This is a genomic window from Antarctobacter sediminis, assembly GCF_019218285.1.
Lineage (GTDB): Bacteria > Pseudomonadota > Alphaproteobacteria > Rhodobacterales > Rhodobacteraceae > Antarctobacter > Antarctobacter sediminis.
Map to the genome: position 1 here is coordinate 234,279 of NZ_JAHUZG010000003.1, position 22,618 is coordinate 256,896.

The 22,618-nt window shown below is 65.1% G+C and carries 20 protein-coding genes; 6 read left to right on the plus strand and 14 right to left on the minus strand.

Annotation, left to right across the window (positions count from 1 at the left end; translation table 11 throughout):
- Position 1 precedes the first annotated feature (1 nt).
- Complete coding sequence (locus tag KJP30_RS16205; RefSeq protein ID WP_218450384.1) at positions 2 to 2,353, minus strand: Tex family protein; 2,352 nt, start codon at positions 2,351 to 2,353, stop codon at positions 2 to 4.
- Positions 2,354 to 2,560: 207 nt separating this feature from the next.
- On the opposite strand from KJP30_RS16205, the gene KJP30_RS16210 reads away from it, so the two are divergent.
- The 3 genes from KJP30_RS16210 to KJP30_RS16220 all read left to right on the plus strand — a co-directional run bounded on the left by KJP30_RS16210 (position 2,561) and on the right by KJP30_RS16220 (position 6,600).
- Positions 2,561 to 3,361, plus strand: a complete 801-nt coding sequence (locus tag KJP30_RS16210) for a PfkB family carbohydrate kinase (protein WP_218450385.1) — start codon at positions 2,561 to 2,563, stop codon at positions 3,359 to 3,361.
- Positions 3,362 to 3,364: 3 nt separating this feature from the next.
- A complete protein-coding gene (locus KJP30_RS16215) occupies positions 3,365 to 4,447 on the plus strand; it encodes a methylglyoxal synthase (RefSeq protein ID WP_218450386.1) in 1,083 nt (360 codons plus the stop codon).
- Positions 4,448 to 4,536: 89 nt separating this feature from the next.
- On the plus strand, positions 4,537 to 6,600 hold the full coding sequence (locus tag KJP30_RS16220; RefSeq protein ID WP_218450387.1) for a type I secretion protein: 2,064 nt from the start codon (positions 4,537 to 4,539) through the stop codon (positions 6,598 to 6,600).
- On the opposite strand, the gene KJP30_RS16225 is transcribed toward KJP30_RS16220, so the two are convergent.
- The 3 genes from KJP30_RS16225 to KJP30_RS16235 form a co-directional block, all read right to left on the minus strand.
- On the minus strand, positions 6,597 to 7,253 hold the full coding sequence (locus KJP30_RS16225; protein ID WP_218450388.1) for an SOS response-associated peptidase: 657 nt from the start codon (positions 7,251 to 7,253) through the stop codon (positions 6,597 to 6,599). The genes KJP30_RS16220 and KJP30_RS16225 overlap by 4 nt on opposite strands.
- A gap of 4 nt (positions 7,254 to 7,257) precedes the next feature.
- Complete coding sequence (locus KJP30_RS16230; RefSeq protein WP_218450389.1) at positions 7,258 to 8,451, minus strand: class I SAM-dependent methyltransferase; 1,194 nt, start codon at positions 8,449 to 8,451, stop codon at positions 7,258 to 7,260.
- 97 nt (positions 8,452 to 8,548) lie between these two features.
- Positions 8,549 to 8,851, minus strand: a complete 303-nt coding sequence (locus KJP30_RS16235) for a DnaJ family domain-containing protein (protein WP_218450390.1) — start codon at positions 8,849 to 8,851, stop codon at positions 8,549 to 8,551.
- 197 nt (positions 8,852 to 9,048) lie between these two features.
- Between KJP30_RS16235 and KJP30_RS16240 the strand changes: the two genes are divergently transcribed.
- Positions 9,049 to 10,944: an acyl-CoA synthetase gene (locus KJP30_RS16240; RefSeq protein WP_218450391.1), complete on the plus strand. Its 1,896-nt coding sequence runs from the start codon at positions 9,049 to 9,051 to the stop codon at positions 10,942 to 10,944.
- Between the two features lie 37 nt (positions 10,945 to 10,981).
- Here KJP30_RS16240 and KJP30_RS16245 read toward each other — a convergent pair whose 3' ends face one another.
- The 9 genes from KJP30_RS16245 to KJP30_RS16285 all read right to left on the minus strand — a co-directional run bounded on the left by KJP30_RS16245 (position 10,982) and on the right by KJP30_RS16285 (position 19,842).
- On the minus strand, positions 10,982 to 12,412 hold the full coding sequence (locus tag KJP30_RS16245; protein ID WP_218450392.1) for an amidase: 1,431 nt from the start codon (positions 12,410 to 12,412) through the stop codon (positions 10,982 to 10,984).
- The gene (locus KJP30_RS16250) at positions 12,399 to 12,734 is read right to left on the minus strand and encodes a metalloregulator ArsR/SmtB family transcription factor (protein WP_425515716.1); all 336 of its coding nucleotides are present in this window, start codon (positions 12,732 to 12,734) and stop codon (positions 12,399 to 12,401) included. Before KJP30_RS16250 ends, KJP30_RS16245 begins: the two co-directional genes overlap by 14 nt.
- Positions 12,735 to 12,792: 58 nt before the next feature.
- On the minus strand, positions 12,793 to 14,028 hold the full coding sequence (locus tag KJP30_RS16255; protein WP_218450393.1) for a mandelate racemase/muconate lactonizing enzyme family protein: 1,236 nt from the start codon (positions 14,026 to 14,028) through the stop codon (positions 12,793 to 12,795).
- Between the two features lie 63 nt (positions 14,029 to 14,091).
- Positions 14,092 to 15,177, minus strand: a complete 1,086-nt coding sequence (locus KJP30_RS16260) for a Zn-dependent alcohol dehydrogenase (RefSeq protein ID WP_218450394.1) — start codon at positions 15,175 to 15,177, stop codon at positions 14,092 to 14,094.
- A gap of 113 nt (positions 15,178 to 15,290) precedes the next feature.
- The gene (locus KJP30_RS16265) at positions 15,291 to 16,622 is read right to left on the minus strand and encodes a lyase family protein (protein ID WP_218450395.1); all 1,332 of its coding nucleotides are present in this window, start codon (positions 16,620 to 16,622) and stop codon (positions 15,291 to 15,293) included.
- Between the two features lie 11 nt (positions 16,623 to 16,633).
- Entirely contained in the window at positions 16,634 to 17,350 is a 717-nt protein-coding gene (locus tag KJP30_RS16270) for an alpha/beta fold hydrolase (RefSeq protein WP_218450396.1), read from the minus strand.
- 4 nt (positions 17,351 to 17,354) lie between these two features.
- Entirely contained in the window at positions 17,355 to 18,143 is a 789-nt protein-coding gene (gene pcaD, locus KJP30_RS16275) for a 3-oxoadipate enol-lactonase (protein ID WP_218450397.1), read from the minus strand.
- A gap of 75 nt (positions 18,144 to 18,218) precedes the next feature.
- Entirely contained in the window at positions 18,219 to 19,334 is a 1,116-nt protein-coding gene (locus tag KJP30_RS16280) for a hypothetical protein (RefSeq protein WP_218450398.1), read from the minus strand.
- Positions 19,335 to 19,413: 79 nt separating this feature from the next.
- A complete protein-coding gene (locus tag KJP30_RS16285) occupies positions 19,414 to 19,842 on the minus strand; it encodes an FKBP-type peptidyl-prolyl cis-trans isomerase (protein WP_218450399.1) in 429 nt (142 codons plus the stop codon).
- A gap of 189 nt (positions 19,843 to 20,031) precedes the next feature.
- Here KJP30_RS16285 and KJP30_RS16290 point away from each other — a divergent pair, with 189 nt between their 5' ends.
- A complete protein-coding gene (locus tag KJP30_RS16290) occupies positions 20,032 to 20,709 on the plus strand; it encodes a haloacid dehalogenase type II (RefSeq protein ID WP_218450400.1) in 678 nt (225 codons plus the stop codon).
- Positions 20,709 to 21,530: an alpha/beta fold hydrolase gene (locus KJP30_RS16295; RefSeq protein ID WP_218450401.1), complete on the plus strand. Its 822-nt coding sequence runs from the start codon at positions 20,709 to 20,711 to the stop codon at positions 21,528 to 21,530. Before KJP30_RS16290 ends, KJP30_RS16295 begins: the two co-directional genes overlap by 1 nt.
- A gap of 66 nt (positions 21,531 to 21,596) precedes the next feature.
- On the opposite strand, the gene truB is transcribed toward KJP30_RS16295, so the two are convergent.
- A complete protein-coding gene (truB, locus tag KJP30_RS16300; protein WP_218450402.1) occupies positions 21,597 to 22,508 on the minus strand; it encodes a tRNA pseudouridine(55) synthase TruB in 912 nt (303 codons plus the stop codon).
- Positions 22,509 to 22,618 lie beyond the last annotated feature (110 nt).

A 22,618-nucleotide genomic window follows, 5' to 3' on the forward strand; every position in this document is an offset into this window, starting at 1 on the left:
GCTAGCGTTTCTTGTTCATCGCCGCGCGCAGGGCGTCGCCAAGCGCGCCGTTCCCGCTGTCGCGTGGCGGCTGCTTGCCGCCGCCGGGTTTGGGGCCGCCACGCGGACCCGCGCCACGCGGCCCGCCGCCCTTGCGATTGTCCCGATGGTCACGCGCGTCGCGGTTGTCGCGCGCCGCGCCGCCGTCCTGCTGTTTGCGCATCGACAGGCCGATCCGCTTGCGCGGGATGTCGACCTCGACCACACGGACCTTGACCAGATCGCCGGTCTTGACCACCTCATGCGGGTCCTTGACGAATTTATCGGCCAGTTGACTGATGTGGACCAGCCCGTCCTGATGCACGCCGATGTCGACAAAGGCCCCGAAGGCGGCGACGTTTGTCACCGTGCCTTCCAGCATCATGCCGGGTTTCAGATCCTTGATGTCCTCGACCCCGTCGGCAAAGGAGGCTGTCTTGAACTCTGGCCGCGGGTCGCGGCCCGGTTTTTCCAGTTCGCTCAGGATGTCGCGCACGGTGGGCAGACCAAAGGTGTCATCGACGAAATCCTCGGCACGCAGGCCCTGGAGCGCCGCGCCATTGCCCATGATCTGCCGCAGATCGCGCCCGCAGGCCGCAACGATGCGGCTGGCCACGCCATAGGCTTCGGGGTGAACCGAAGAGGCGTCCAGCGGTTCGGCGCCGTCGCGGATGCGCAGGAACCCGGCAGCCTGTTCAAAGGCCTTGGGGCCAAGGCCCGCCACCTTCAGCAGGGCCTTGCGCGAGGGGAAGGCACCGTTTTCGTCACGATGCGCCACGATAGCCTCGGCCAGACGCGGGCCCAGCCCGGCAACATGTGACAACAGTGGCGCCGAGGCCATGTTCACGTCGACGCCCACGGCGTTCACCGCATCTTCGACCATTGCCTCCAGAGCCTGTGTCAGGCGGCGCTGGTCGACGTCGTGCTGATATTGGCCAACGCCGATGGATTTGGGTTCGATCTTGACCAGTTCCGCCAGCGGGTCCTGCAAACGCCGCGCGATGGAAACCGCGCCGCGCAGGCTGACGTCCAGATCGGGAAACTCGCGCGCGGCCAGTTCCGAGGCCGAATAGACCGAGGCGCCCGCCTCGGAGACGACAACCTTGGTCGGCTTTTTGGTGTCGCCGGGCAAGAGCTTGATCGTCTCTGCCACCAACCGTTCCGTTTCGCGGCTGGCGGTGCCATTGCCGATGGCGATCAGTTCGACGCCATGCTTGCGCACCAGTTCGATGATCTTCGCCTCGGAACCGCGAATGTCGTTCTTGGGCTGAAAAGGATACAGCGTCGCCGTTTCCAGAAGTTTGCCCGTGGCGTCGACCACCGCCGCCTTGACGCCGGTGCGGATGCCGGGATCAAGCCCCAGAGTGGCGCGCGGCCCGGCCGGAGCCGCCAGAAGCAGATCCTTGAGGTTGCGCGCAAAAACGGTGATCGCCTCTTCATGTGCGCGGCGGCGCAGGTCGACCATCAGATCCATGTACATGGTCAGGCTCAGCTTGATCCGCCAGATCCAGCTGGCGGCCTCGCGCAGCCAGTTGTCGCCCGGCCCGTCGCCGGTGATGCCGATTTCGGCGGCAACCATGTTGACGGCACGCGGCGCGCCGGTTTCGGGGTCGGGCGCGATCTCGATCGAGACGATGTCCTCTTTGGCGGCGCGCAGGATGGCCAGCGCGCGGTGAGCGGGAATATCGGCCCAGTTCTCACGATGATCGAAATAATCCGAAAACTTGGCGCCTTCTTCCTCCTTGCCGGGCACAACCTTGGCCGCGATATAGGCCTCGGACCGCATGAAATCGCGCAGCTTGCCCAGCAGATGCGCGTTTTCGGCAAGTTCCTCGGTCAGGATATCGCGCGCGCCTGTCAGCGCCTCCTTGGTGCCGGGCACGTTTTCGGTGACATATCCCTCGGCCAACTTGGCGGGGTCGGCACTGCGATTGTCGAGGATTGCGCGCAGCAGCGGCTCCAGCCCGTTCTCCCGCGCGATCATCGCCTTGGTGCGGCGCTTGGGTTTGAAGGGCAGATAGATGTCTTCCAGCGTCGATTTGGTTTCGGCGCGGGCGATGTCGCGGGCCAGCGCGTCGGTCAGTTTGCCCTGTTCCTTGATCGATGACAGGATCGTTTCGCGCCGCGCCTCCATTTCGCGCAGGTAGGACAGACGGTCGGACAGCAGGCGCAGTTGCGTGTCGTCCAGACCACCGGTCACCTCTTTGCGATAACGGGCGACGAAAGGCACCGTTGCGCCCTCATCCAGCAGCCCAACGGCGGCGGCGACCTGAGTCGGGTTTGCCCCGATGTCCTGGGCAATGGTGCGATTGATGCGTTCGGCGGCAACTGACACGTATGGGCTCCCTGCTCTGTTCCGGAGCGTCTGAATACCGCTGCGGGAAACCCACGCCAAGTGCTTCCTGAGCGTGAGGCACGGGCCCTCGGCACCGGCGGCGGAAATCGGCTTCACCCCATGCGCCGGGACCAATAGGATGTGAGCGCGAACATCGGGCAAGGGGACAGGGATGCGCGGCAAGGCTTGCAAGACGCGGGGGCAGCGATGGCCCAAATCCTGATCCTGTCCAGTTGGGTCGCCCATGGGCATGTGGGCCTGTCCGCGGCTGCGCCCGTTTTGCAGGCGCTGGGGCATGGGGTGACGCAGTTGCCGACCACCGTGCTATCGAACCATCCCGGTTGGCCGCACGTGGCTGGCGCGCCCGTGCCGGTTGCACAACTTCAGGAGATGATCGGCGCGTTGGAGGCAAACGGCTGGCTGGCGGATCACGATGCGGTTCTTCTGGGATATCTGCCGACACCCGATCACGTGGCGCTGGCCGTGGATCTGGCGCAGCGGGCACGCAAGGCCGGCGTGCGGGTCATTGTCGATCCGATCCTCGGCGACCTGCCGAAGGGCCTGTATCTGCCCGGCGATGCTGCGCAGGCGTTGCGCGATGACCTTGCGCCCTTGGCAGATGTGCTGACGCCGAACCTGTTCGAACTTGGCTGGCTCACCGATGCGCCGTTGGACAGGCTGGACAAGGTGCAGAAGGCGGCAGAAGTCCTGTTGGAGCGGACCGGCGAGATCCTCGTGACCTCGGCGCCGCTGGGGCAGGGGACCACGGGGGTCCTGCGGGTTACGGCGGACGGCGTGCGAAGCTTTCCGACCGCCCTGCGCAACGGTGTCCCGCATGGGGTGGGGGATGTGTTTTCCGCCCTGATCGCGGCGGGTCTGATGCCGGGGGCGGCGCTTGGCCACCTGTCCGCGTTGATCGATGCAAGCCTGCATCGTCCGCATCTTCAGATCGTGGACGCGGCCCCCAACTGGATCCGTGCCACGCCCCTTCAGCCTTCGGAGACCTGAGCCATGGCCTTTGATTTCATCCTGATGCTGACCGAAAATGACCGCACCATCCCGGACGCCCGCGCCCGGCTGGAAGAAGCGCTGGAAGGCGGGGTGCGCCACATCGGGTTCAAGGACGTTGGCCTGCCGCTGTCCGAACTCAAGGGGCTGGCCGCCGCGATCCGCAGCGCCGGCGGGCGGTCCTACCTCGAAGTGGTAAGCCTTGATGCGGAAAGCGAACTGGCTTCGGCCCGGGCGGCGGTCGAGATTGACGTGGATTGTCTGCTGGGCGGGACGCGGGCGGGCGAGGTGACAGAGGTCACGCGGCATCATCCGCTGCGCTATTACCCGTTTCCGGGACGGATCACCGGGCATCCCAGCGTGCTGGAGGGCCCGGCACAGGACATCGTGGGCTCGGCCCGGAAACTGGCGGATCTTGAACATGTGCACGGGCTGGACCTGCTGGCCTATCGTTTCGACGGCGATGTGCCGGGCCTGATGCGCGATGTCTGCGCCGCGGTGGGCAAGCCGGTGATCATGGCGGGCAGCATCGACCGCGAAGAGCGTGTCGCCGCCTGCGCGCAGGCGGGGGCCGCGGGGTTTACCGTGGGCACGGCGGCGCTGGCCGGGGCCTTTCCGGCTGACAGCGCGGGTTTCGCGGCGCAGGTCCGGTCGATCCTGTCGATCACGGCGCGGTCGCGGGCCGTGTCCACGGCTCCGCGTCGATTGGCGCTGGTGGCGCATGACACGCGCAAGGCGCATCTGCGGGCCTGGGTCATGCGGCACCGTTCGGCGCTGTCGCGGCACCGTCTGACCTGTACCGGTGGCACGGGCCGGATGCTGCTGGAACTGGCGCCGGAACTGGACGTGCGCCGCCTGCAACGCGGCGACCGGGGCGGTGACCAGCAACTGGGCGCGTTGGTCGCCACCGGAGAGCTGGATGCCGTGATCTTTTTCGCGGACCCGACCGTCCCGCATGGCGGCGACGTGGACCTTCAGGCGTTAACGCGTCTGGCCATGTTGCATGACGTGCCTCTGGCGCTCAGCTCTTCGGCGGCGGACATGCTGGCGGCCGCGCTGTTGTCGGTCGGGCAGGAAACCCCGTAGAAGTTTCATCATTCTCCGGCCCGCGTAGACACTTCGTTTCCGAATTGGCGTCAATCTGCCTCTGCGATTTTCCATAGGCAGAGGCGATCATGCCCATCCTTCCCGTGCCACTCGCCAGTTTTGGCGAGGCCGCGACCGCTTGGCTGTTTGGCGGCAATATCCTTGCGCCCCGGACCACGATGACCGGCCCCGGCAGCTATGCCGAGGCGGTCGAAACGCTGGGCGTCACCAGCCTGCGCTATCCCGGCGGATCGTTGACCGAAAGCTATTTTGACCTGTCCAACCCGGATGCCTCGGTCGTCGTTCACAATGAAACCGGGGCGCAATCGGATTTCATGCCGATTTCGGACATCATGGGCTATGCCGCCGAAACGGGCCGTGCCGTCACCATTGTCCTGCCGACCCGGGACCAGATTTCGACCACCCGGTTCGACGACAATGGCGACCGCTACGCCGATGTCGACGAGGGCGAACTGCGCGCGTTCGTCCGCGACGTGGTCAGCGGGGAATATGGCGATGCACCCCTTGCCGGTTTCGAGATCGGCAATGAATACTGGGGATCGGGGCGGATGAACGCGGTGGAATATGGCCGCGTCGCGGCCGAGATGACCCGCATCATCGACAGCGAGCTACAGGCCTTGCTGCCCCTCTACCCCGAGGCTGCCGAGGTCGACATTCTGGTGCAGATGGGCACCAACTTCGGCGAGTCCTCTCTGGACGAAGCCTATGATGGTCTCAGCAATGCCGAGATCATAGCCGACCTGAACGCGACCTACGGTCTGGACCTGCCGCCGGGGCGCGGCATTGACTGGACCGAGTTCAACAACCTGCTGGTCATGGAACAGTTCGATGCGGCGGAAATGGCCGCCGTGGACGGTGTAATCGCCCATGTCTATTCGCGCGGTGCCGACATGCCGCACACCCGCTATTTCGCGCTGAACCAGATTCAGGACACCTGGATCGAGGAAAACCCGGATCTGGAAATCCATGTGTCGGAATGGAACCTGCGATCCAATTCCGACAGCCTGATCGGCGATCAGGACTATGGCCTGTTTCAGGCGCAAGAGATGCTGGAACAGGTCGAGGCCTTCATGGCTGAGGGGGTGGATGCGGCGCAGGTCTGGCCGCTGATCCAGAACACGCCTTCGGCGCTGGGGCTAGGCATGGATTGGTCCGGCAGCACCCCGCCGGGAGAGATGTTTGCCCTGATGTCGGCGAATATACCCGGCATGACCATGCTGGATTTCGCGCCTGCCGATCCGCGGGAAACCGAGTTTGTGGCTGCCGGGATCGAGGTTCACGGATTCGCCGACGGAGAGGATATGCTGCTCTACGTTACCGCGCCGCAGGGCGGCGGCGTGGTGCAAAGCGTGGTCGACCTTGCCCCGCTGGTCGCGGATGTCGGCGCGGTCGAAATCGTCGTTCTGGGCGTTGGTCCGGGACAGGCGCCGGGGGATTCCGGCTCGGACGCGGTTCTGGAACGGGTCGAGGCAGCCGAGGTCTGGACCGATGGTGAGCTGGACGTTGTTCTGAGTGAGGGCGAGATCATGCAGGTCCGCCTGATCGACGTCACCCCGACAGAAAGTTTCGCGCCGGTGTTTGACAGCACATCTCCCGAGGCCGCCGAACAGGCCGATCTGTCCGATACCCTGCCAGAGGTGGATTTGCCCGCAGCGCAGCCTGCCTTTGCCCCCACGCCAGAGGACATGCCGCAGGACCCGCCTGCCGAGCCGCCGAACATCGAACTGCCGGTGTTGGCACCGGGGGACACTACGCCATCCGGGCCAGATCCCGATCCGGAGCCCGTTTTCCAGATCTGGGGAGAGGGGTTTGCGCAACCCGCCGCGCCTGTCGCTCCCGTGGTGTCAAATCCACTTGACCGCCTTGTCGAATTCGAGCGTCTTCTGCACGGGCCGGCCAATGATGCAGATCAGCGGTCGACCGCAGCGGCCCCCGAAGACGCGGCACAAGAGCTCTTGCGCCTTTTGGGGTTCGCACCGGGGTCCGAGCCGGATCATGCCGCGCCTGATCTCTTTGATGCTTTCGCGGAAACGCAAGAGCCAGAGGAGGATCTCTCCGGCACCCCCGACGACATGGGGTTGGGATGGGCCTTGGCGGTCATGCCGCTGCTGGCCGCCTCGGGCTTGGGTTAGATCGGCTCGATCAACTCCGGCCCGCTTGCGCGGTTGGAATTCACCGCAGGATCGACCCGGTAGAACGCCAAGGCATCCTCTGGCGCGGGCTGCATCAGGGTCGCCGCACCGTGGCCCTCTTCGCCCAACCATTTGGCCCAGTCCCCGGGTGCAAGGACCACGGGCATCCGGTGATGAATTTGCGACATCGACTCATTGGCGCCGCAGGTCACGACCGCGCAGGTGCGATAGGCCAGCCCATCGCGTTCCCAATCCTGCCAGACCCCGGCAAAGACCAGCGGTTCCCCGGCGGCCGGATGGATGTACCACGGCAGCCGGTTGCCCTCGGCATCCTTGGTCCATTCGTAGAAACCGGTGCAGGGGATCAGGCAGCGGCGCTCGCGGCAGGCGGCCTTGAAGGCGGGTTTTTCGGCGATGGTTTCGGCCCGGGCATTGATCAGCAACGGACCGGCGTTGGGTGCCTTGTACCAATGCGGCAGGAACCCCCAGCGCATGGACACCAGCCGCCGGCCCGCATCTTCCATCACCACGTGGATGTCATTTGTCGGGCAGACGTTGAAATTTGGCACATCCGGAAGGTCGTTCGACGGCACCGCATCGAACAACCGGGCCATGGCGTCTGTCGGCAAGGTGACCGCGAAACGCCCGCACATCGGATCAGAGCCCGAAGCTGGAGTAGTGCAGCAAACCCCAGGCAGTCAGCTCGCGTTCCACCCGCCCCCAAAGGTCGCCAAAGCGCAGCGGGTCCAGTTTTGTCACCTGCTGGATCTGGGCGATGGTCCGACGGTTGTCGATGGCGGCCAGCAGCGGCGCGCATTCCCGTGGCAGCTTGATCTGAACATCCGCCTCTTTGAGCGTGATCGGCAGGGGGCGGCCCTGCGCCACGGCCTGTGCGGGGCGGCGCATGTCCGGCGTCGGCGACCGCGGCACCAGCGACTGACGCGAGCCACGCGCGATGGGCCGGTCTTCGTCCGAGGGGACGAGATACCCGAGGTGCTTCTTCATCGTGCCGCGCAGTTTTTCGGCGAGCGCCATCGCGGTGGCGTCATCCATGCCCTTGGGGCGATCGGTGATGCGCGCGAGGTCATACAGACCGGGTGGCAGCAGCGATTGCAGCTTCCAGCCGGTGTTTTCCAGCGTTGTCAGCAGGCGCGGAATGTCAAAGGGCGTGTCCTGTCCATGCAACAGCAGGTCGTAAAAGCCTGCGTCGCTTTGCTTGTGGTCGGTGACATTTCCGTTGGCGGCAAAGGGGTGCCCCTTGTGCAGCCCGCCCACGATCTTCTTGGCCTTGGCCAGACGCGCCTGCGGGGCCATGCCGTCGAACAACGTGCCAAAGGCCTCTTGCAACTGGTAGATGCCCGCGCGGCCATAGGGGGCATAGACCATGAACCCCATGCCGCCGCCGGGCGCGACAGCCGCACGCAGCGCGGCAAAACCCGCATCCGGGTCAGGCAGGTGGTGCAGGACGCCGCAGCAATCGATATAGTCGAACTGGCCCAGCTTGGCGGCATCCAGCAGGCTGCCGGTGACAAAGGTGATGCCGGTCAGGCCGCGCACCTTGGCGCGCGCCTCGGCAACCTCGCGCGAGGCGGTCGACAGGTCGACATAGGTGATCTCGTAGGGCGCGCCGGCACTGGTCATCATCTGGGCGATCTGGATCAACGCGTCCCCGGTGCCGCCCCCGGCCACCAGCACCTTCAGCGGCTTGGACCAGTCACGCTGGCCGCCGAAAAGGTAGTGGTCGATTTCAAGCGGATGCGAAGGCGAGCCGGAAATCAGGCGCTTCTTTTCATCTTCGGGGCGCCGTTCGGGATAGGGATAGCTTTCGTACTGTTCCTTGACCGATACCATCTGTGCCTCCCTGATGCCGCATCAGGGTTTGCCCAAAAGACCGCCGGGGAACAAGACTTGATCTGCTTTGCAGCCGTATCCCGGCCCGGATGCACCGTCAGCCGCGCTTTTTCGCGATCTCCAGCCGGGTTTCCAGCAAGGCGATCTCGCGGATCAGGCCCACCCGTTCGCTGCGGTCCGCGGTGTCGCGCAGGGTGTCGCGCAGGCGGGCAAGGTCGCGCGTCAGGGCCACCACCTCGGGGACGGCGCCGTTGTCCTTGAGCATGCGGGTCATCACGGATCCGGCAGGATCGTCGCAGGCGGGCAAAGGGCGCCCCGCGCCTTCAAGGTTGTCGAAGGCTCCGTCGCGTTCGGCAGCTTCGATGCGCGTATTGATGAGGTCGATCAACGGGTGGTCCATGTCTGTCTCATGCCATATTGCGCGGCATCCGGAAAGGAAGCTTCGCTCCGGGTCGGGGGCGATTTCCTTCCAAATCACTTGATCGCGCAAGGAACGCGGCGTCACTGGCCCATTGCCGCTGCGTCTCATAGTCTTGCACGAAGGGCGAAAGCCAAACAGACTGCGCGGCAATGAAAACAAGGGGAGGAGAGGCGGCCATGTCCTATGCAGGGGTCGAAGACCGCAACGCAATCGAGGCAGAGATGCCTTGGGCAGAGCGCGATATTCCGGCGACGCTTTGGGGGCAGTTGTCGCGCACGGCGGACAAGTTTCCGACCCGGCCAGCGGTCAGCTATCAATTGCAGTCCGGTCCGCAGGACAAGGCCGAAACCCTGACCTGGGGCGAATTGAGGGATCAGACCGCTCAGGCGGCAAACCTGTTTCGCAGCCTTGGCATCGGCGAAACCGATGTTGTCGCGCTGGTCCTGCCCAACTGTAGCGAAATCGTCCCCGCCATCTTTGGCGGTGCGGTTGCAGGGATCGTGAACCCGATCAATCCGCTGCTGGAACCGGAGCAGATCGCCGCCATCCTGCGTGAGACAGACGCCAAGGTGGTGGTGACGCTCAAGGCTTTCCCCAAGACCGACATCGCACAGAAGATGGCCGAGGCGGTCCGCAATGCACCCCATGTGCATACCGTGCTGGAAATCGACCTTAACCGCTATCTGACCCCGCCCAAAAGCTGGATCGTTCCCTTGGTGCGGCCCAAGAACCCGGGCAACCACCATGCAAACATCAAGAGCTTTACCAAGGAACTGGCAAAACAGCCCAAGACGCTGAGTTTTGCCGACAGCGCTGGCAACCGTGTTGCGGCCTTCTTTCATACCGGCGGGACGACCGGGATGCCCAAGGTCGCGCAGCACACCTACGAAGGGATGCTGTACAATGGTTGGCTAGGCACCCGCTTGCTGTTCAAGGAAACGGACAATGTCATGTGTCCGCTGCCGCTGTTCCATGTCTTTGCCTGCCACGTCATCATGATGTCCATGGTCTGTTCCGGTGCGCATGTGGTGTTCCCCACGCCCGCAGGCTATCGCGGCGAAGGCGTTTTCGACAATTTCTGGAAGCTGTGCGAACGTTGGAAGATCACCTTTGTCATCACGGTGCCAACGGCGGTTTCCGCGCTGATGCAACGCAAGGTGAATGCGGATATTTCTTCGATCCAGATCGCCTTTTCCGGCTCTGCCCCGATGCCGATGGAATTGTTCAAGCGGTTCGAAAGCGCCTGCGGCGTCACCATCTGTGAAGGGTACGGCCTGACCGAGGCGACCTGCCTTGTGGCGGTAAACCCGGTGGACGGAGAAAAGAAGGTCGGGTCGGTCGGGGTGCCTTTCCCCTATACGGACGTCAAGATCGTCAAGGTTGTGGACGGTGCGCCCGTGGAATGCGCGGTGGACGAGATCGGCGAGATCTGTGTCTCGAACCCCGGCGTCTACGTGGGCAAGACCTATACCGAAGCGGCGAAAAACGCCGAATTGTTCCACTTTGGCACGCATCTGCGCACTGGTGACCTTGGGCGGCTTGATGCGGACGGCTACCTGTGGATCACCGGGCGGGCCAAGGACCTGATCATTCGCGGCGGGCACAACATTGACCCGGCCGAGATCGAAGAGGCGCTGCTGGCGCATCCTGCGGTGGCCTTTGCCGGCGCGATCGGTCAGCCCGATGCCCATGCGGGAGAGTTGCCCTGCGCCTTTGTCGAACTGGTCGCGGGGGCCGAAGCGACCGAGGAAGAACTGCTGGAACATGCCAAGGTTCACGTGCACGAACGCGCGGCGCATCCCAAGCACATGACGATCCTGCCGGAACTGCCCAAGACCGCCGTGGGCAAGGTGTTCAAGCCGGACCTGCGCAAACACGCGATCACGCGCGTCTATAATGCGGCGCTGGAAAAGGCGCATTGCGCGGCGCGCGTTGTCGGGGTTGTCGACCACAAAAGTCGCGGGCTGGTGGCGCAGGTCGAAGCCAACGGCGCCTCCGAGGCGGACGTGGGCAAGGTTCTGGGCGATTTTGTCCGGCCTTGGGAATGGGCCGAGGCAAAGGCCGCAGAGTAGCGGGCAAAGGCGGTCTTTCGCTGAAAGGCCGCCTTTTTTATCCGGTATGGGTGACGTTCGGGTCGATGGGTCCGGCCTTGAACCCGGTCGCCTGCTCTAGCCGGCGGGCCACTTGCAGCAACCGGGCTTCACCTCTTGGGCGACCGATCAGTTGCAAGCCCACCGGTAGGCCCCGAGCATCGCGCCCGATGGGCAGGGACAGGGCAGGCAGGCCGCAAAGCGTTGCCAGAAAAGCGAAACGCAGCCAGTCGAGATAATCCTCGCAAGGCTGCCCGGCCACCTCTGTCGGGTATTCAATCTCGACCGGAAGCGGACCGATCCCCGTGACCGGGCAGGCCAGCACGTCATAGCGTTCAAGGTAGCGCCGCATGGTCTCATACAGGCGGGCACGTGTCAGGTTCGCCTCGGCGATCTGGTCCACGGTCAGGTGCCGACCCTGTTCGATATTGGCCTTGAGCGTCGGTTTGTACCGCGATGTGATCCGTTCCGGCGTAGCTCGATAGCTGGTCCACATGCCAAGCGCGCGAAAGACGCGGAAGGTCCGGTTGATGCCGGGCACCTGCGGCGCATCTTCGTCCACGGTGATATCCGAAGCCTCCAGCCGGGTCAGCGCGGCGGAAAGGATCTGCGCCATTTCGGGCTCGACCGGGGCCAGCCCGCCCAGATCGGGGGCAAAGCCGATCCGGATCTGTCCGGCATCGTGACGACAGGCGGCAAGATAGCCGCCTTCGACCGGGGGGAAGGAGATGGGCGATACCGGGTCCAGTCCGGTCATGGCATCCAGCAACAGGGCGCAATCCTCGACCGTACGGGCCATCGGCCCCTCGACCGGAAAGGCGTTGAACCCGTCGCCGCCTGGGCTGGCCACAAGACCCGGCGAGGGCCGCAGGCCCACGACGCCGCAGAAACTGGCCGGTGTGCGCAGACTGCCGCCAAGGTCAGACCCCTGTGACAGCCAGACCTCTCCCGATGCAAGCCCCGCTGCCGCCCCGCCCGATGAACCGCCGGCGTTCATCGTGGTGTCCCATGGGTTACGGGTGGCACCAAAGACCGCATTGAAGGTGTTGGCGCCGGCCCCCATTTCCGGGGTGTTGGTCTTGCCGATGACAACCGCACCGCGCGTTTCCAGCCGCGTCACCATCGGGTCCGAGGCAGTCGGGATGTGATCTGCCAACCCCGGAGTGCCAAAGGTGGTCCGTACCCCGGCAACCGGTGTCAGATCCTTGATACCAATGGGCAATCCACCCAGAAGGCTGATGGCATCGGCCTCTTGCGCGGCGTCGTGTGCCCGGTCCGGGCAGGTTGTGACCATGGCATTGATCGCGGGTGTCGTCTGGGCGACGCGGTCAAGGCTGGCCTGCACCAGATCGGTCGGGCGAACGTCGCCACGGTGCAACAGATCGACCACCTCGCAGGCGGTCAGGCGACACAGCTCTGGCCCGGTGAAATCCGGCTTAGCACTCGCCATCGGGCTGGGCGCAGAAAATGTCGTAAAGCAAGCCGATCACCCGGCTCGTATTGTCATTGGCAAGGCTGTAATAGATCGTCTTGCCGTCGCGCCGGGTACTGACCAGCCCCTCTTCTCGCAGGCGCGCCAGCATCTGGCTGACGGCGGCCTGACGGATGCCCAGGAGATCTTCCAATTCGCCAACGGACTTCTCTCCATTGCCAAGGTGGCAAAGGATCATCAGCCGCCCTTCATGCGCCAGCGTCTTGAGAAAGGCGGCTGCATGTTTGGCATTGGTTTCCATCTCCTCAGGCGGAGCGATGGTCTTGCTCAGGTCTTCCATGGGACTCGCGACTTGTCTTTTTCTTTTAATATAGCCCGCCCGCATGGGAATTGCGAGATCATGATTCGGTGACCGGCGGAGCTCCCCCCTGGAAGGCATTTCCAAGCGCATAGTCGCAGGGCGCGTCCTGCATTTGCAGGTGCAATCCGTCACCGGTGTAGGGATGCGCTCGGGCCAGTTCCTCGTCCACCTCGATGCCCAGACCGGGGGCCGCAGGCGCGGGGACAAAGCCGTTTTCCACCCGAATGCTGCCCTTGATCAGAGCATCGTGGAACGGTGTTTCGATAGTTTCCGCCAGCAGCAGGTTGGGGATCGACACGGCCAACTGGATATTTGCGGCCCATTCGATCGGCCCGGCATAAAGATGCGGCGCCATCTCGGCGTTGAAGCTTTCGGCCATGGCGGCCAGCTTGCGCATTTCCCAGATGCCGCCCGCACGGCCAAGCGCCGGTTGCAGGATCTTGGCGCCGCCTGTGCGCAGCAAGGCGGCGAACTCGGCGCGGGTGGTCAGCCGTTCGCCGGTGGCGATGGGGATGCGCACGGCGCGTGCCACCTCGGCGAATTCCAGCAGGTTGTCCGGCGGGATCGGTTCCTCGAACCAGAGCGGCAGATAGGGTTCCAGAGCCTGACCCAGCCGGATGGCGCCTGAGGTGTTGAACTGGCCATGGGTGCCGAACAGCAGGTCGGCACGGTCGCCCACGGCCTCGCGGATGGCCTTGCAGAAGGCCACCGACATTGAAATGTCGCGCATCCCCGGCTGATGCCCGCCGCGCATGGTATAGGGGCCTGCGGGGTCGAATTTCACCGCCGTATAGCCCCGGTCGACGCAATCCAGCGCCGCCTCGGCCGCAAGCTGAGGCGAGGTCCAGAAGGCATCCATCTCGTGCCGGGGCAGCGGGTAGAGATAGGTATAGGCGCGCACGCGTTCGTTCATCATGCCGCCCAGCAGGGCCCAGACAGGGCGGTTCCGCGCCTTGCCAAGAATGTCCCAGCAGGCGATTTCCAACCCGGAAAACGCGCCCATGACCGTCAGGTCGGGCCGCTGGGTAAAGCCCGAGGAATAAGTCCGGCGATAGATGCGTTCGATGTTCTCAGGGTTTTCACCCTCGAAGTAACGGGCAAAGACATCGCCGATCACCGCGCGCATGGCATCCGGCCCGACGGAAGAGGCGTAACATTCGCCCCATCCGGTGATGCCGTCATCGGTGGTCAGCTTGACGAGGATCCAATAACGCCCGCCCCAGCCCGGCGCGGGCGGTGCGGTGACGATGATGTCGAGGTCGCGGAGTTTCATCGGGCGTCCCTTTTGCTGTCTGGGTGCGCCCCGCTGCGGGCGGGGCGACCGGTCTTTGGGGCGTCAGGTGTCGAAGAGGATCACGTTGCGGCGCGCGCCGCCGGTCTTGGTGTCGGCAATCGCCTCGTTGATCTGGTCCAGCCGCCAGCGGCCCGAGACCAGTTCATCCAGTTTCAGTCGGCCTTGCCGATACAGGTCGGCCATCCACGGGATGTCGCGCTGGATCACTACATCGCCCATCTTGGAACCGATCATGTGCTGCCCCATGAAGGCGGGAACGACGGGTTCGTATTGGGCCATGGCCCCGGTATGGGGCATGCCGATCATGACCATGCGGCCGCCCCAGCCCATATAGCGCATGGCGGTGTCATAGGCGGGAATGGCCCCGACGGTGACGGCGACCACATCGGCGCCACGCCCCAGCGCATCCATGGCAGTTTTCCACGGGGCTTTATCACTGGCAAGCACGCCATGGGTGGCCCCAAAGGCGCGGGCGGTTTCCAGCTTTTCCTCGCTCATGTCGACGGCGACGATACGACGGGCACCGCCGATGCGCGCGCCCTGGATGGCGTTCAGCCCGACACCCCCCGCGCCGATCACCACCACGTCTTCGCCCGGGCGCATGCGGCCCGCGTTGATCACGGCACCGATGCCGGTGATGACACCACAAGCCAGCAGGCAGACGGCCTCGGGGGGCATGTCGTCGGGCAGGGCGACGGCCTGACTTTGATCGACCACGACCTTTTCCGCGAAAGCCCCGCAGTGCATGGCCTGTTCCACCGGTGTGCCATCGGCGCGCGTCAGCACCGGGGCGGTTTCCCGGTCACCCACGCAGATCGTCGGCTTGCCGGTGGCGCAGTTCGGGCAGGTGCCGCAGGCGCGGATCAACGTGACGACGACGCGGTCGCCCTTGTTCAGCCCGCTGACGCCGTCGCCAAGCGCGGTGATGCGCCCGGCGGCCTCGTGCCCATAGACGGCGGGCAATGTCCCGCCCCAGGCCCCTTCGGCGTAGGAGATATCGGAATGGCAGATGGCGACGGCTTCCAGCGTGACCTCGATCTCTCCCGGCCCGGGGGCGCGCAGGTTGAGGTCCTCGATCTGAAGCGGCGCATCGAAGGCGGTGCAGACCGCGGCGCGAATGGATGTCATGGGAGGTTCCCTTTGGCTTTGCGGGCAGGGTGCGCGGGGCCGGGCGCGGCGTGCTGTCTTAAAAGCGACATTGGCCCCGTCGGATGCGGGGCGTGACGCAACGGTAAGTTACGTCAGGCGGATAGCGTGGCCACCGCGTCGGCAAAGGCGCGGGCCTCCGCCGGGGCGGTGCCCATCTGGTGACGGGGGTCAAAGAGGCTTGCGGGCAGGTCCGGGTGGGCTGCACGTGCCACCTGTTCCAGCGGTTGACCGTTGTCGCGCGCCTGTATGCACAGTGTTTTTGTCAGGGCCTGAGCCTCGGGGCGGGGCATGGTCTTGGCCAGCGCGAAGGACAGCGCCTCGGCCATCAACAGCCCGCCCGTGGCGTTCAGCGTTGCGGCCATGGCATCGGCGTCGGGCGTCAGCGTTTCCGCCAGCGCCTGCGCGTGGGCCATCGCGGCGGCGGAGGACAAGACCAGTTGCGGCAGACAGAGCCATTCGGTGAACCACGCCGCGCCATCCCGTTGCTGACGGTGCAGGGTGGTGCCTTGCAGCGTGGCGTTCAGGCCCTGCGCATGGCGGGCCAGCGCCACCAGCGCCGAGGGTGCCACGGGGTTCTGTTTCTGCGGCATGGTCGAAGAGGAACCGGCCCCCCCAAGGCGCACCTCACCGATGCCGCTTTGGGTGGCAAGGACCAGATCCTCACCCAATTTGCCAGCAGCCAGAGTCACACGAGTGAACCAACCGGCAATATCAAGGATTGGCCCCCGGTCGCTGTGCCAGCTGTGGCCGGGATCGGTCAGGCCCAGTTTCTCTGCCATCATGGTCCGCAACGCGGCGGGGTCGGGGCCAAGCGCCGAGGCCGTCCCGGCCGCCCCGGACAACGACACTCGCAGGGCCTTGGCACGCAGGGCCGGCAGCGCCTCCAGCGCCTCGACCAGTGGCCATCCCCAGGCGGCGACCTGCGCGCCAAAGCTGGTGGGCGTGGCATGCTGGCCATAAGTGCGCGCGGCCATTGGCGTTTCCGCATGGTCCCTTGCAAGACGCGCCAGCGCCGAAAGCGTTGCACGCAACCGTTCCTCTTGCTGGGCCAGAGCCTGCCGAAGGCGCAGCATCAAAGCGGTGTCCTGTATATCTTGCGAGGTCGCGCCCCAATGCAGGTATTGGGCGTGTTCCGGCGCGCTCATCGCCTTGCGGAAGGCGGCGACGAAGGCAGGTGTGACGACGCCGTTCTGCCCCGTCGCCTCGGCCAGTTCGGCCGGGTCGATCTGGCATTCCAGGCTGGCGCGTTGGATCGCGGCGGCCGAAACCTCGGGGATGACACCCTGTGCCGCCTGTGCCTGTGCCAGCGCGGCCTCGACCAGCATCATGGCGCGGATTTCGGCGCTGTCGGAAAACAGGCGGGCGGTTTCGCCTGTCTGAAAGAGGCGATGCAGATGCGTGCTGTCAAAAGGCGTGGCGGACATGGTGGCTCCTGTCAGGGCGTCTGGGTCGCGATCCGGTGCAGCAGATCGGCCAGCCGGTCGGGCATCGAGAAGAAGGGCGAATGGCCACTGTCCAGTTCGTGCACGTCTTCGGGCGCAAACCGGGTGGTCAATTTCTCTTGCAGGTCGGGCGGAATCGCCCCGTCCTTGCGGCAAAGGATATAGCTGCGGGGCTTGTCCTGCGAATTTGCCGTCAGCTCGACCACGGTTTTCGCGGGGGCCAGCGCCTGCGGGCACAGCCGGGGCAGGGCGTAGTCCACCGCCTCTTGCGGGCAGTCCTGATAGAACAGGTCCGGCGCCATGCCGAGGTCGAAACTGTGCGACAACCCGTCGGCCGCGGCGCGCAGGGCCGGGGCCAGCGGCTGGGTCGCCCCGAGAAAGCGCATCTCGGCCATTGTTTTGCCCGGCCATGGCGTGTGCGCGCAAAGATAGACAAGGCGCTGGATATTGTCCGGGGCCATTTCCGCGGCGCGGGTGATCGCGTAGCCGCCCATCGAATGACCGACAAGCACGGCGGGAACAGTCAGGTGACGGCAAATCGCCTGAGCGTATAGATCCAGCGTCACGTCATTGACCGGGGTCGGATCCGCCCCGTGCGAGGGCAGGTCGATGGCTGTCGCCTTATGGCCCAGCGCTTCTAACGCGGGCACCACGTCGCGCCAGCACCATGCCCCATGCGAGGCGCCATGGATCAGCAGGAACCGCGCCATGGGGTCAGACCGCGCCCTGCGCCTTGAGGAAGCCGGTCAGCACCTCGGCATATTCCCCGGGCTTCTCGACGCAGGGCAGGTGGCCGGCGCCGCGGATCAGGTGTTTCTGGACACCGGGGATCAGGTCGGCGGTTTCAAATACCAGATCCGGCGGGGTCGATCCGTCTTCGGACCCTGCGATGGCCAGTGTCGGCAGGCGCAGCCCGCTGGTCGAACTGATGAAATCGGTGCCCGCGATGGCGGCGGCGCACCCGGTCCACCCCTCGTCCGGAGTGCGCAGGAACAGGTTGCGCCATGCCGGAAAGGACGCGTCATCGTGAAAAGGTTTCGAAAACCAGCGGTCCATCGTCGGATCGACGATGGCGTCCAGCCCGCCGTCTTGGACCGCGCGGATGCGGTCGCCCCACATGTCACGTGTGCCGATTTTGGCGGCGGTGTTCGACAGGACCATCGCGCGCACAAGGTCCAGCCGCTTGGCCGCAAGCCCCTGTGCGATCATCCCGCCGATGGACAGGCCGACAAAAACCGCGTTCTTGAACCCTGTGTGGTCCATCAACCGTTCGATGTCCGTGACCAGCGCCCCCATGCTGTACGGTCCTTTTGGTGTGTCGGACAGGCCGTGTCCGCGCTTGTCATAGCGCAGGATCCGCAGCCCGTCAGGCAGCAGCGGCAGGATTTCATCCCAGAGGCGGTAATCGGTGCCCAGCGAATTGGCAAAGACCACGGGCGTGCCGTCTTTGGGTCCGGTGACGCTGTAGTGCAGGCGAAGATCGCCGAATTGAGCCATCTGCATGGGCTGAGCCTCCCTTTTGCGCTTGGTGTAGCGCGTGGGGGCGGCGGGAAAAAGGGACCTTCTGCCCGCGCGGCCTCAATGGCCGTAGCGGGTGTCCAGCGGCAGCAGCCCGCCGGGGGTTACGTGAACGGCCCCTTCCCAATCCGGCACCCGGGTCAGTTCCGTGTTGATCTCTTGGCCGAAATCGACGCCATAAGAGGTCACGCGGACGCCGCCGGGGGCCGGTTCCAGCGTCAGTTCCACCCGGCAATACTGTTGCGCGCCGACGCTGAACCAGCCGGGCACGCTGTAGCTTGGGCCTGTCAGGACGGCGCGACGGCGTTCCGGGCTGTACCCCTCGGCCGGGTCGCGTTCGGTGACGTGGATCTTGTAGTCCGGTCCATAGAACTCCGGGGCCGTGGCGCGGGCCAGAAGATCGGCAAACTCATAGCCTTCGCCGACGAAATGCTGTCGGTAGGTCAGCGTGTGCGAGCTGATGCAGATCTGGCGATACAGACGTTCGAAGGTTTCGGGGCGGTCGGGAAAGACCACCTTGCTTTCAAGGTCGTCTGATAGCTCGATGTCCATCAACTTCAGTTCGGCGATGGTGTCGACATAACGCATCTCGGCCGACGGCGTACCAAGCACAATGGCCAGCAATTCCGGCGGTAGGGCCGGGCCTGAGGCGGTCAGCGCCTTGTAAGAGCTGTCGGCCAAGAGCTTGGCCACCTGAAGCGCGATGTTGAACACCTCGGAATCCGAGGCTGCCGGCGCTGCACCGTCACGAATGAACGGTGAATGAAAGCCGAGCCGGGCACCCGGTTCCATCTGGCGACTGGGGTAGGGGCTGTTGGCGCCGAAGGCCTGTCCGAACATGAACAGGATCGCACAGGACGAAAGGCATTCATCGCCCGTCCGCACGCGAGTGCCGAAAAAGAATCCGCCCTGTTCGCCATTGGCCGCCCGGAGGAAAGACAGCACCTCGCCCAGCGAGCCGCCGGGGCTGTTCAGGCAGATCCGCGCGTTGAACCCGGCCAGAAGGTCCTGTTCGACGGCGCGCATCAAGTCGCCCTTTTCGATCGGGCCTTCGAACCGCAGGCTGCAATCGCCGTAGTCGGCGGGCTGCAACTGGGTCCATTGTCCAGCGGAGGCCGGGCCGGTGATGGCGAAAACGGTGAGAAAGGCAAGGATCGGGGTCAGGAAACGGGACATGAAAAAGGGCCTGTGCAAGGGATGCGACAGGCCCAGCATGCCGGGAGCGCAGCCCCCGGCGCAATCTTTTCCTGACCGGTCAGGCGATCTCGACCAGCTCGATGTCAAAGGTCAGGTCTTTGCCGGCCAGCGGGTGGTTGGCGTCCAGCGTCACGACTTCTTCGGTGACGGCGACCACGGTCACGGGCATGACCTGACCGCCGGGGGCCTGAACCTGCAACTGTGTGCCGAGGTCGAGCGGGATTTCTGCCGGGATTTCAGAACGCGGCACGTCCTGACGCGCTTCGGGGTTGGATTGGCCATAGGCTTCGTCCGCGGGAACCTGAACCGTTTTCTTGTCGCCGACCGTCATGCCGGGGATCGCCTTGTCGAGGCCGGGAATGATCTGGCCCGAGCCAACTTCGAATTGCAGCGGGTCGCGGCCCTGGCTGGAATCGAAGGTGGTGCCGTCGGAAAGGGTGCCGGTGTAATGAATGCGCACGGTGTCGCCGGATTTGACCTGCGTCATGGGAAACCTCTGTATGTCGGGGGGTGATTGGCTGAGGCCGGGGGCGTCCCGGGTGCTCGGATTTGGCGCAAGATACGCATCCCGGACCCGGTTTGCAAATCGGCCCCCTGCGGCCATTGCGCCCGGAACGGGGTTTCCGACCGTCCGCACCCGTGTCAGGGTGGCCGCGAAACCGGGGAGGAGGGGTTCATGGCGATCAAGCTTTGCGTTTTCGATGCCTATGGCACGCTGTTCGACGTGGCAGGGGCGGCGCGCGTCGCGGCAGAGGAACCGGGGCGCGGGGCGCTGGCCGAGGTCTGGCCGCAACTGGCGGCAGATTGGCGGGCAAAGCAGCTGGAATATAGCTGGCTGCGCGCGATCACCGGCGATTACGTCCCCTTCTGGGAGGTCACCAAGGACGGGCTGGACTGGGCCATGGAGCGCGCGGGGCTGGACGATCCGGAACTGCGCGAACGTCTGTTGGCGCTCTACTGGGAATTGCCCGCCTATCGCGAGGTGCCGTTCATGCTGGCGCAACTGAAGGCGCGCGGCATCGGCGCGGCGATCCTGTCGAACGGCAACCGCGACATGCTGGAGGGCGCGGTGGACAGCGCCGGCATTGGCGAGTTCCTGCAAGCCTTGTTGTCGGTGGAGCAGGTGGGCATCTTCAAGCCTGCGCGCGTGGTCTATGACCTTGTGGGCGAGGAGTTCGGCACCGCGCCGGATGAGGTGCTGTTCGTCTCGTCCAACGGCTGGGATGCCGCCGGGGCCGCGGCCTATGGTTTTCAGACGGCATGGGTGAACCGCATGAGCCTGCCGGTGGATCGCCTGATGGCGGCGCCGGCGCATGTACTGACCGACCTGACCACCATCCCGGAGCTTGTGTGATGCCGCGTTTCGAAACCTCTGATGGCGTGTCCCTGTTCTACCGCGATGAGGGCGAGGGCCTGCCGCTGTTGTGCCTTGCCGGGCTGACGCGCGACGGGCGGGATTTCGATTTCGTCGCCCCGCATCTGACGGGCGTCAGGCTGATACGGCTGGATTATCGCGGGCGGGGACAGTCCGACTGGGCCCCGCATGAGACCTACCAGATCCCGGTCGAGGGGCGCGATGCGCTGGAGCTGCTGGATCATCTTGGGTTGGAAAAGGCGGCGGTGCTGGGCACGTCGCGCGGCGGGCTGATTGCCATGGTGCTGGCCGCGACGGCCAAGGATCGGCTGCTGGGCGTAGCGCTGAACGACATTGGCCCGGAAATCGCCGAGCCGGGGTTGAAGTATATCGAGGGCTATCTGGGCCGTGTGCCGCCGATGAAGACCTTGGAGGAGGTCGCTGCACGCCGGGCCGAGTTGCTGACGGGTTTTGTCGGCGTGCCCGAAAGCCGTTGGAAGGAAGAAGCCGAGCGCCTGTTCCGGGAAACGCCCGAGGGGCTGGAGCTGACCTATGACGCGCGGCTGCGGGATGCGGTGCTGGGCGGCGGGGCGCAGCCCGCGCCGGATCTGTGGCCGCTGTTCGATGCGCTGGCAGGGCTGCCGCTGTGTGCCTTGCGGGGCGAAAATTCGGACCTGCTGACGGCGGAGTGTTTTGCCGAGATGCAGAAACGCCGCCCGGACATGATCGGGGTCGAGGTTGCGGGGCGCGGGCACATCCCGTTCCTCGATGAACCAGAGTCGCTGGCCGCGCTGAACAAATGGCTGGCGATGCTGCGCTGACGGCGGGTGACGCTCTCGGGTCCTACGGACCCGTATCGCCCCACCCACCGTCCCTTTGGGCGCGCCTCAGTCGGGCAGGTTGAAGACCCTCGACGGGTGCAGTTCGCCGGATTTGAAACGGCCAACTGCCACCGGCTTGCCGTCAAAGCTGGCCCAGGCTTCGTCTCCGTATTCGACCTTGCCCGGGATCACCATGCCGGGGTTGCCGTTGCGCAGGCGCGTCGCGCCTTCGGCAGTGCATTTCAGTTCAGGCAGGTCGGTCAGGCCGATTTCCAGCGGCAGAAGATGCGTGTCCAGCTCTGGCGACTTGGCAAGCGCGTCGATGGTGTCGATGCTCAGCCCCTGTTCCGCGTCGAACGGGCCGGACCAGATGCGGCGCAGGCGCAGGACGTGGCCGTGACAGCCCAGAGCGCGGCCCAGATCCCGCGCGATCGAACGCACGTATCCACCCTTGCCGCAGGTCATTTCCAACACGGCGTGATCGGCATCGGGACGGTCTGTCAGCACCAGTTCCTCGACCCACAGGGGGCGGGCGGCGATCTCCATTTCCTCGCCGTCGCGGGCGCGTTTGTAGGCACGTTCGCCGTCGATCTTGACCGCCGAGAACTGTGGCGGCACCTGCATGATCTCTCCGACGAAACCGTGCAGGGCTTCCTTGATCTCATCATCGGTAGGACGCAGGTCGGAGGTAGCGATCACCTCGCCTTCGGCGTCATCGGTATTGGTGGCCTGCCCGAAACGAACCGTGAATTGGTACGCCTTCAGCGCATCGGTGATATAGGGCACGGTCTTGGTCGCCTCGCCAAGGGCCACGGCCAGAACGCCGGTTGCCTCCGGGTCCAGCGTGCCGGCATGGCCGGCTTTCTTGGCGTCCAGCGCCCAGCGAACCTTGTTGACGACCGAGGTCGAAGTCATCCCCGCCGGTTTGTCGACGATCAACCAACCGGAAATGTCGCGACCCTTGCGCTTGCGTGCCATGTGCTGCCCCTGCTCGGTGAGGCGCGCGGGTTAGCAAGCGGACCGAAGGCTGTCAACGCGCCTTGGCCGGGGTGCCACAAATCACCGGTTTGATGTTGGCCGGGTCGGTG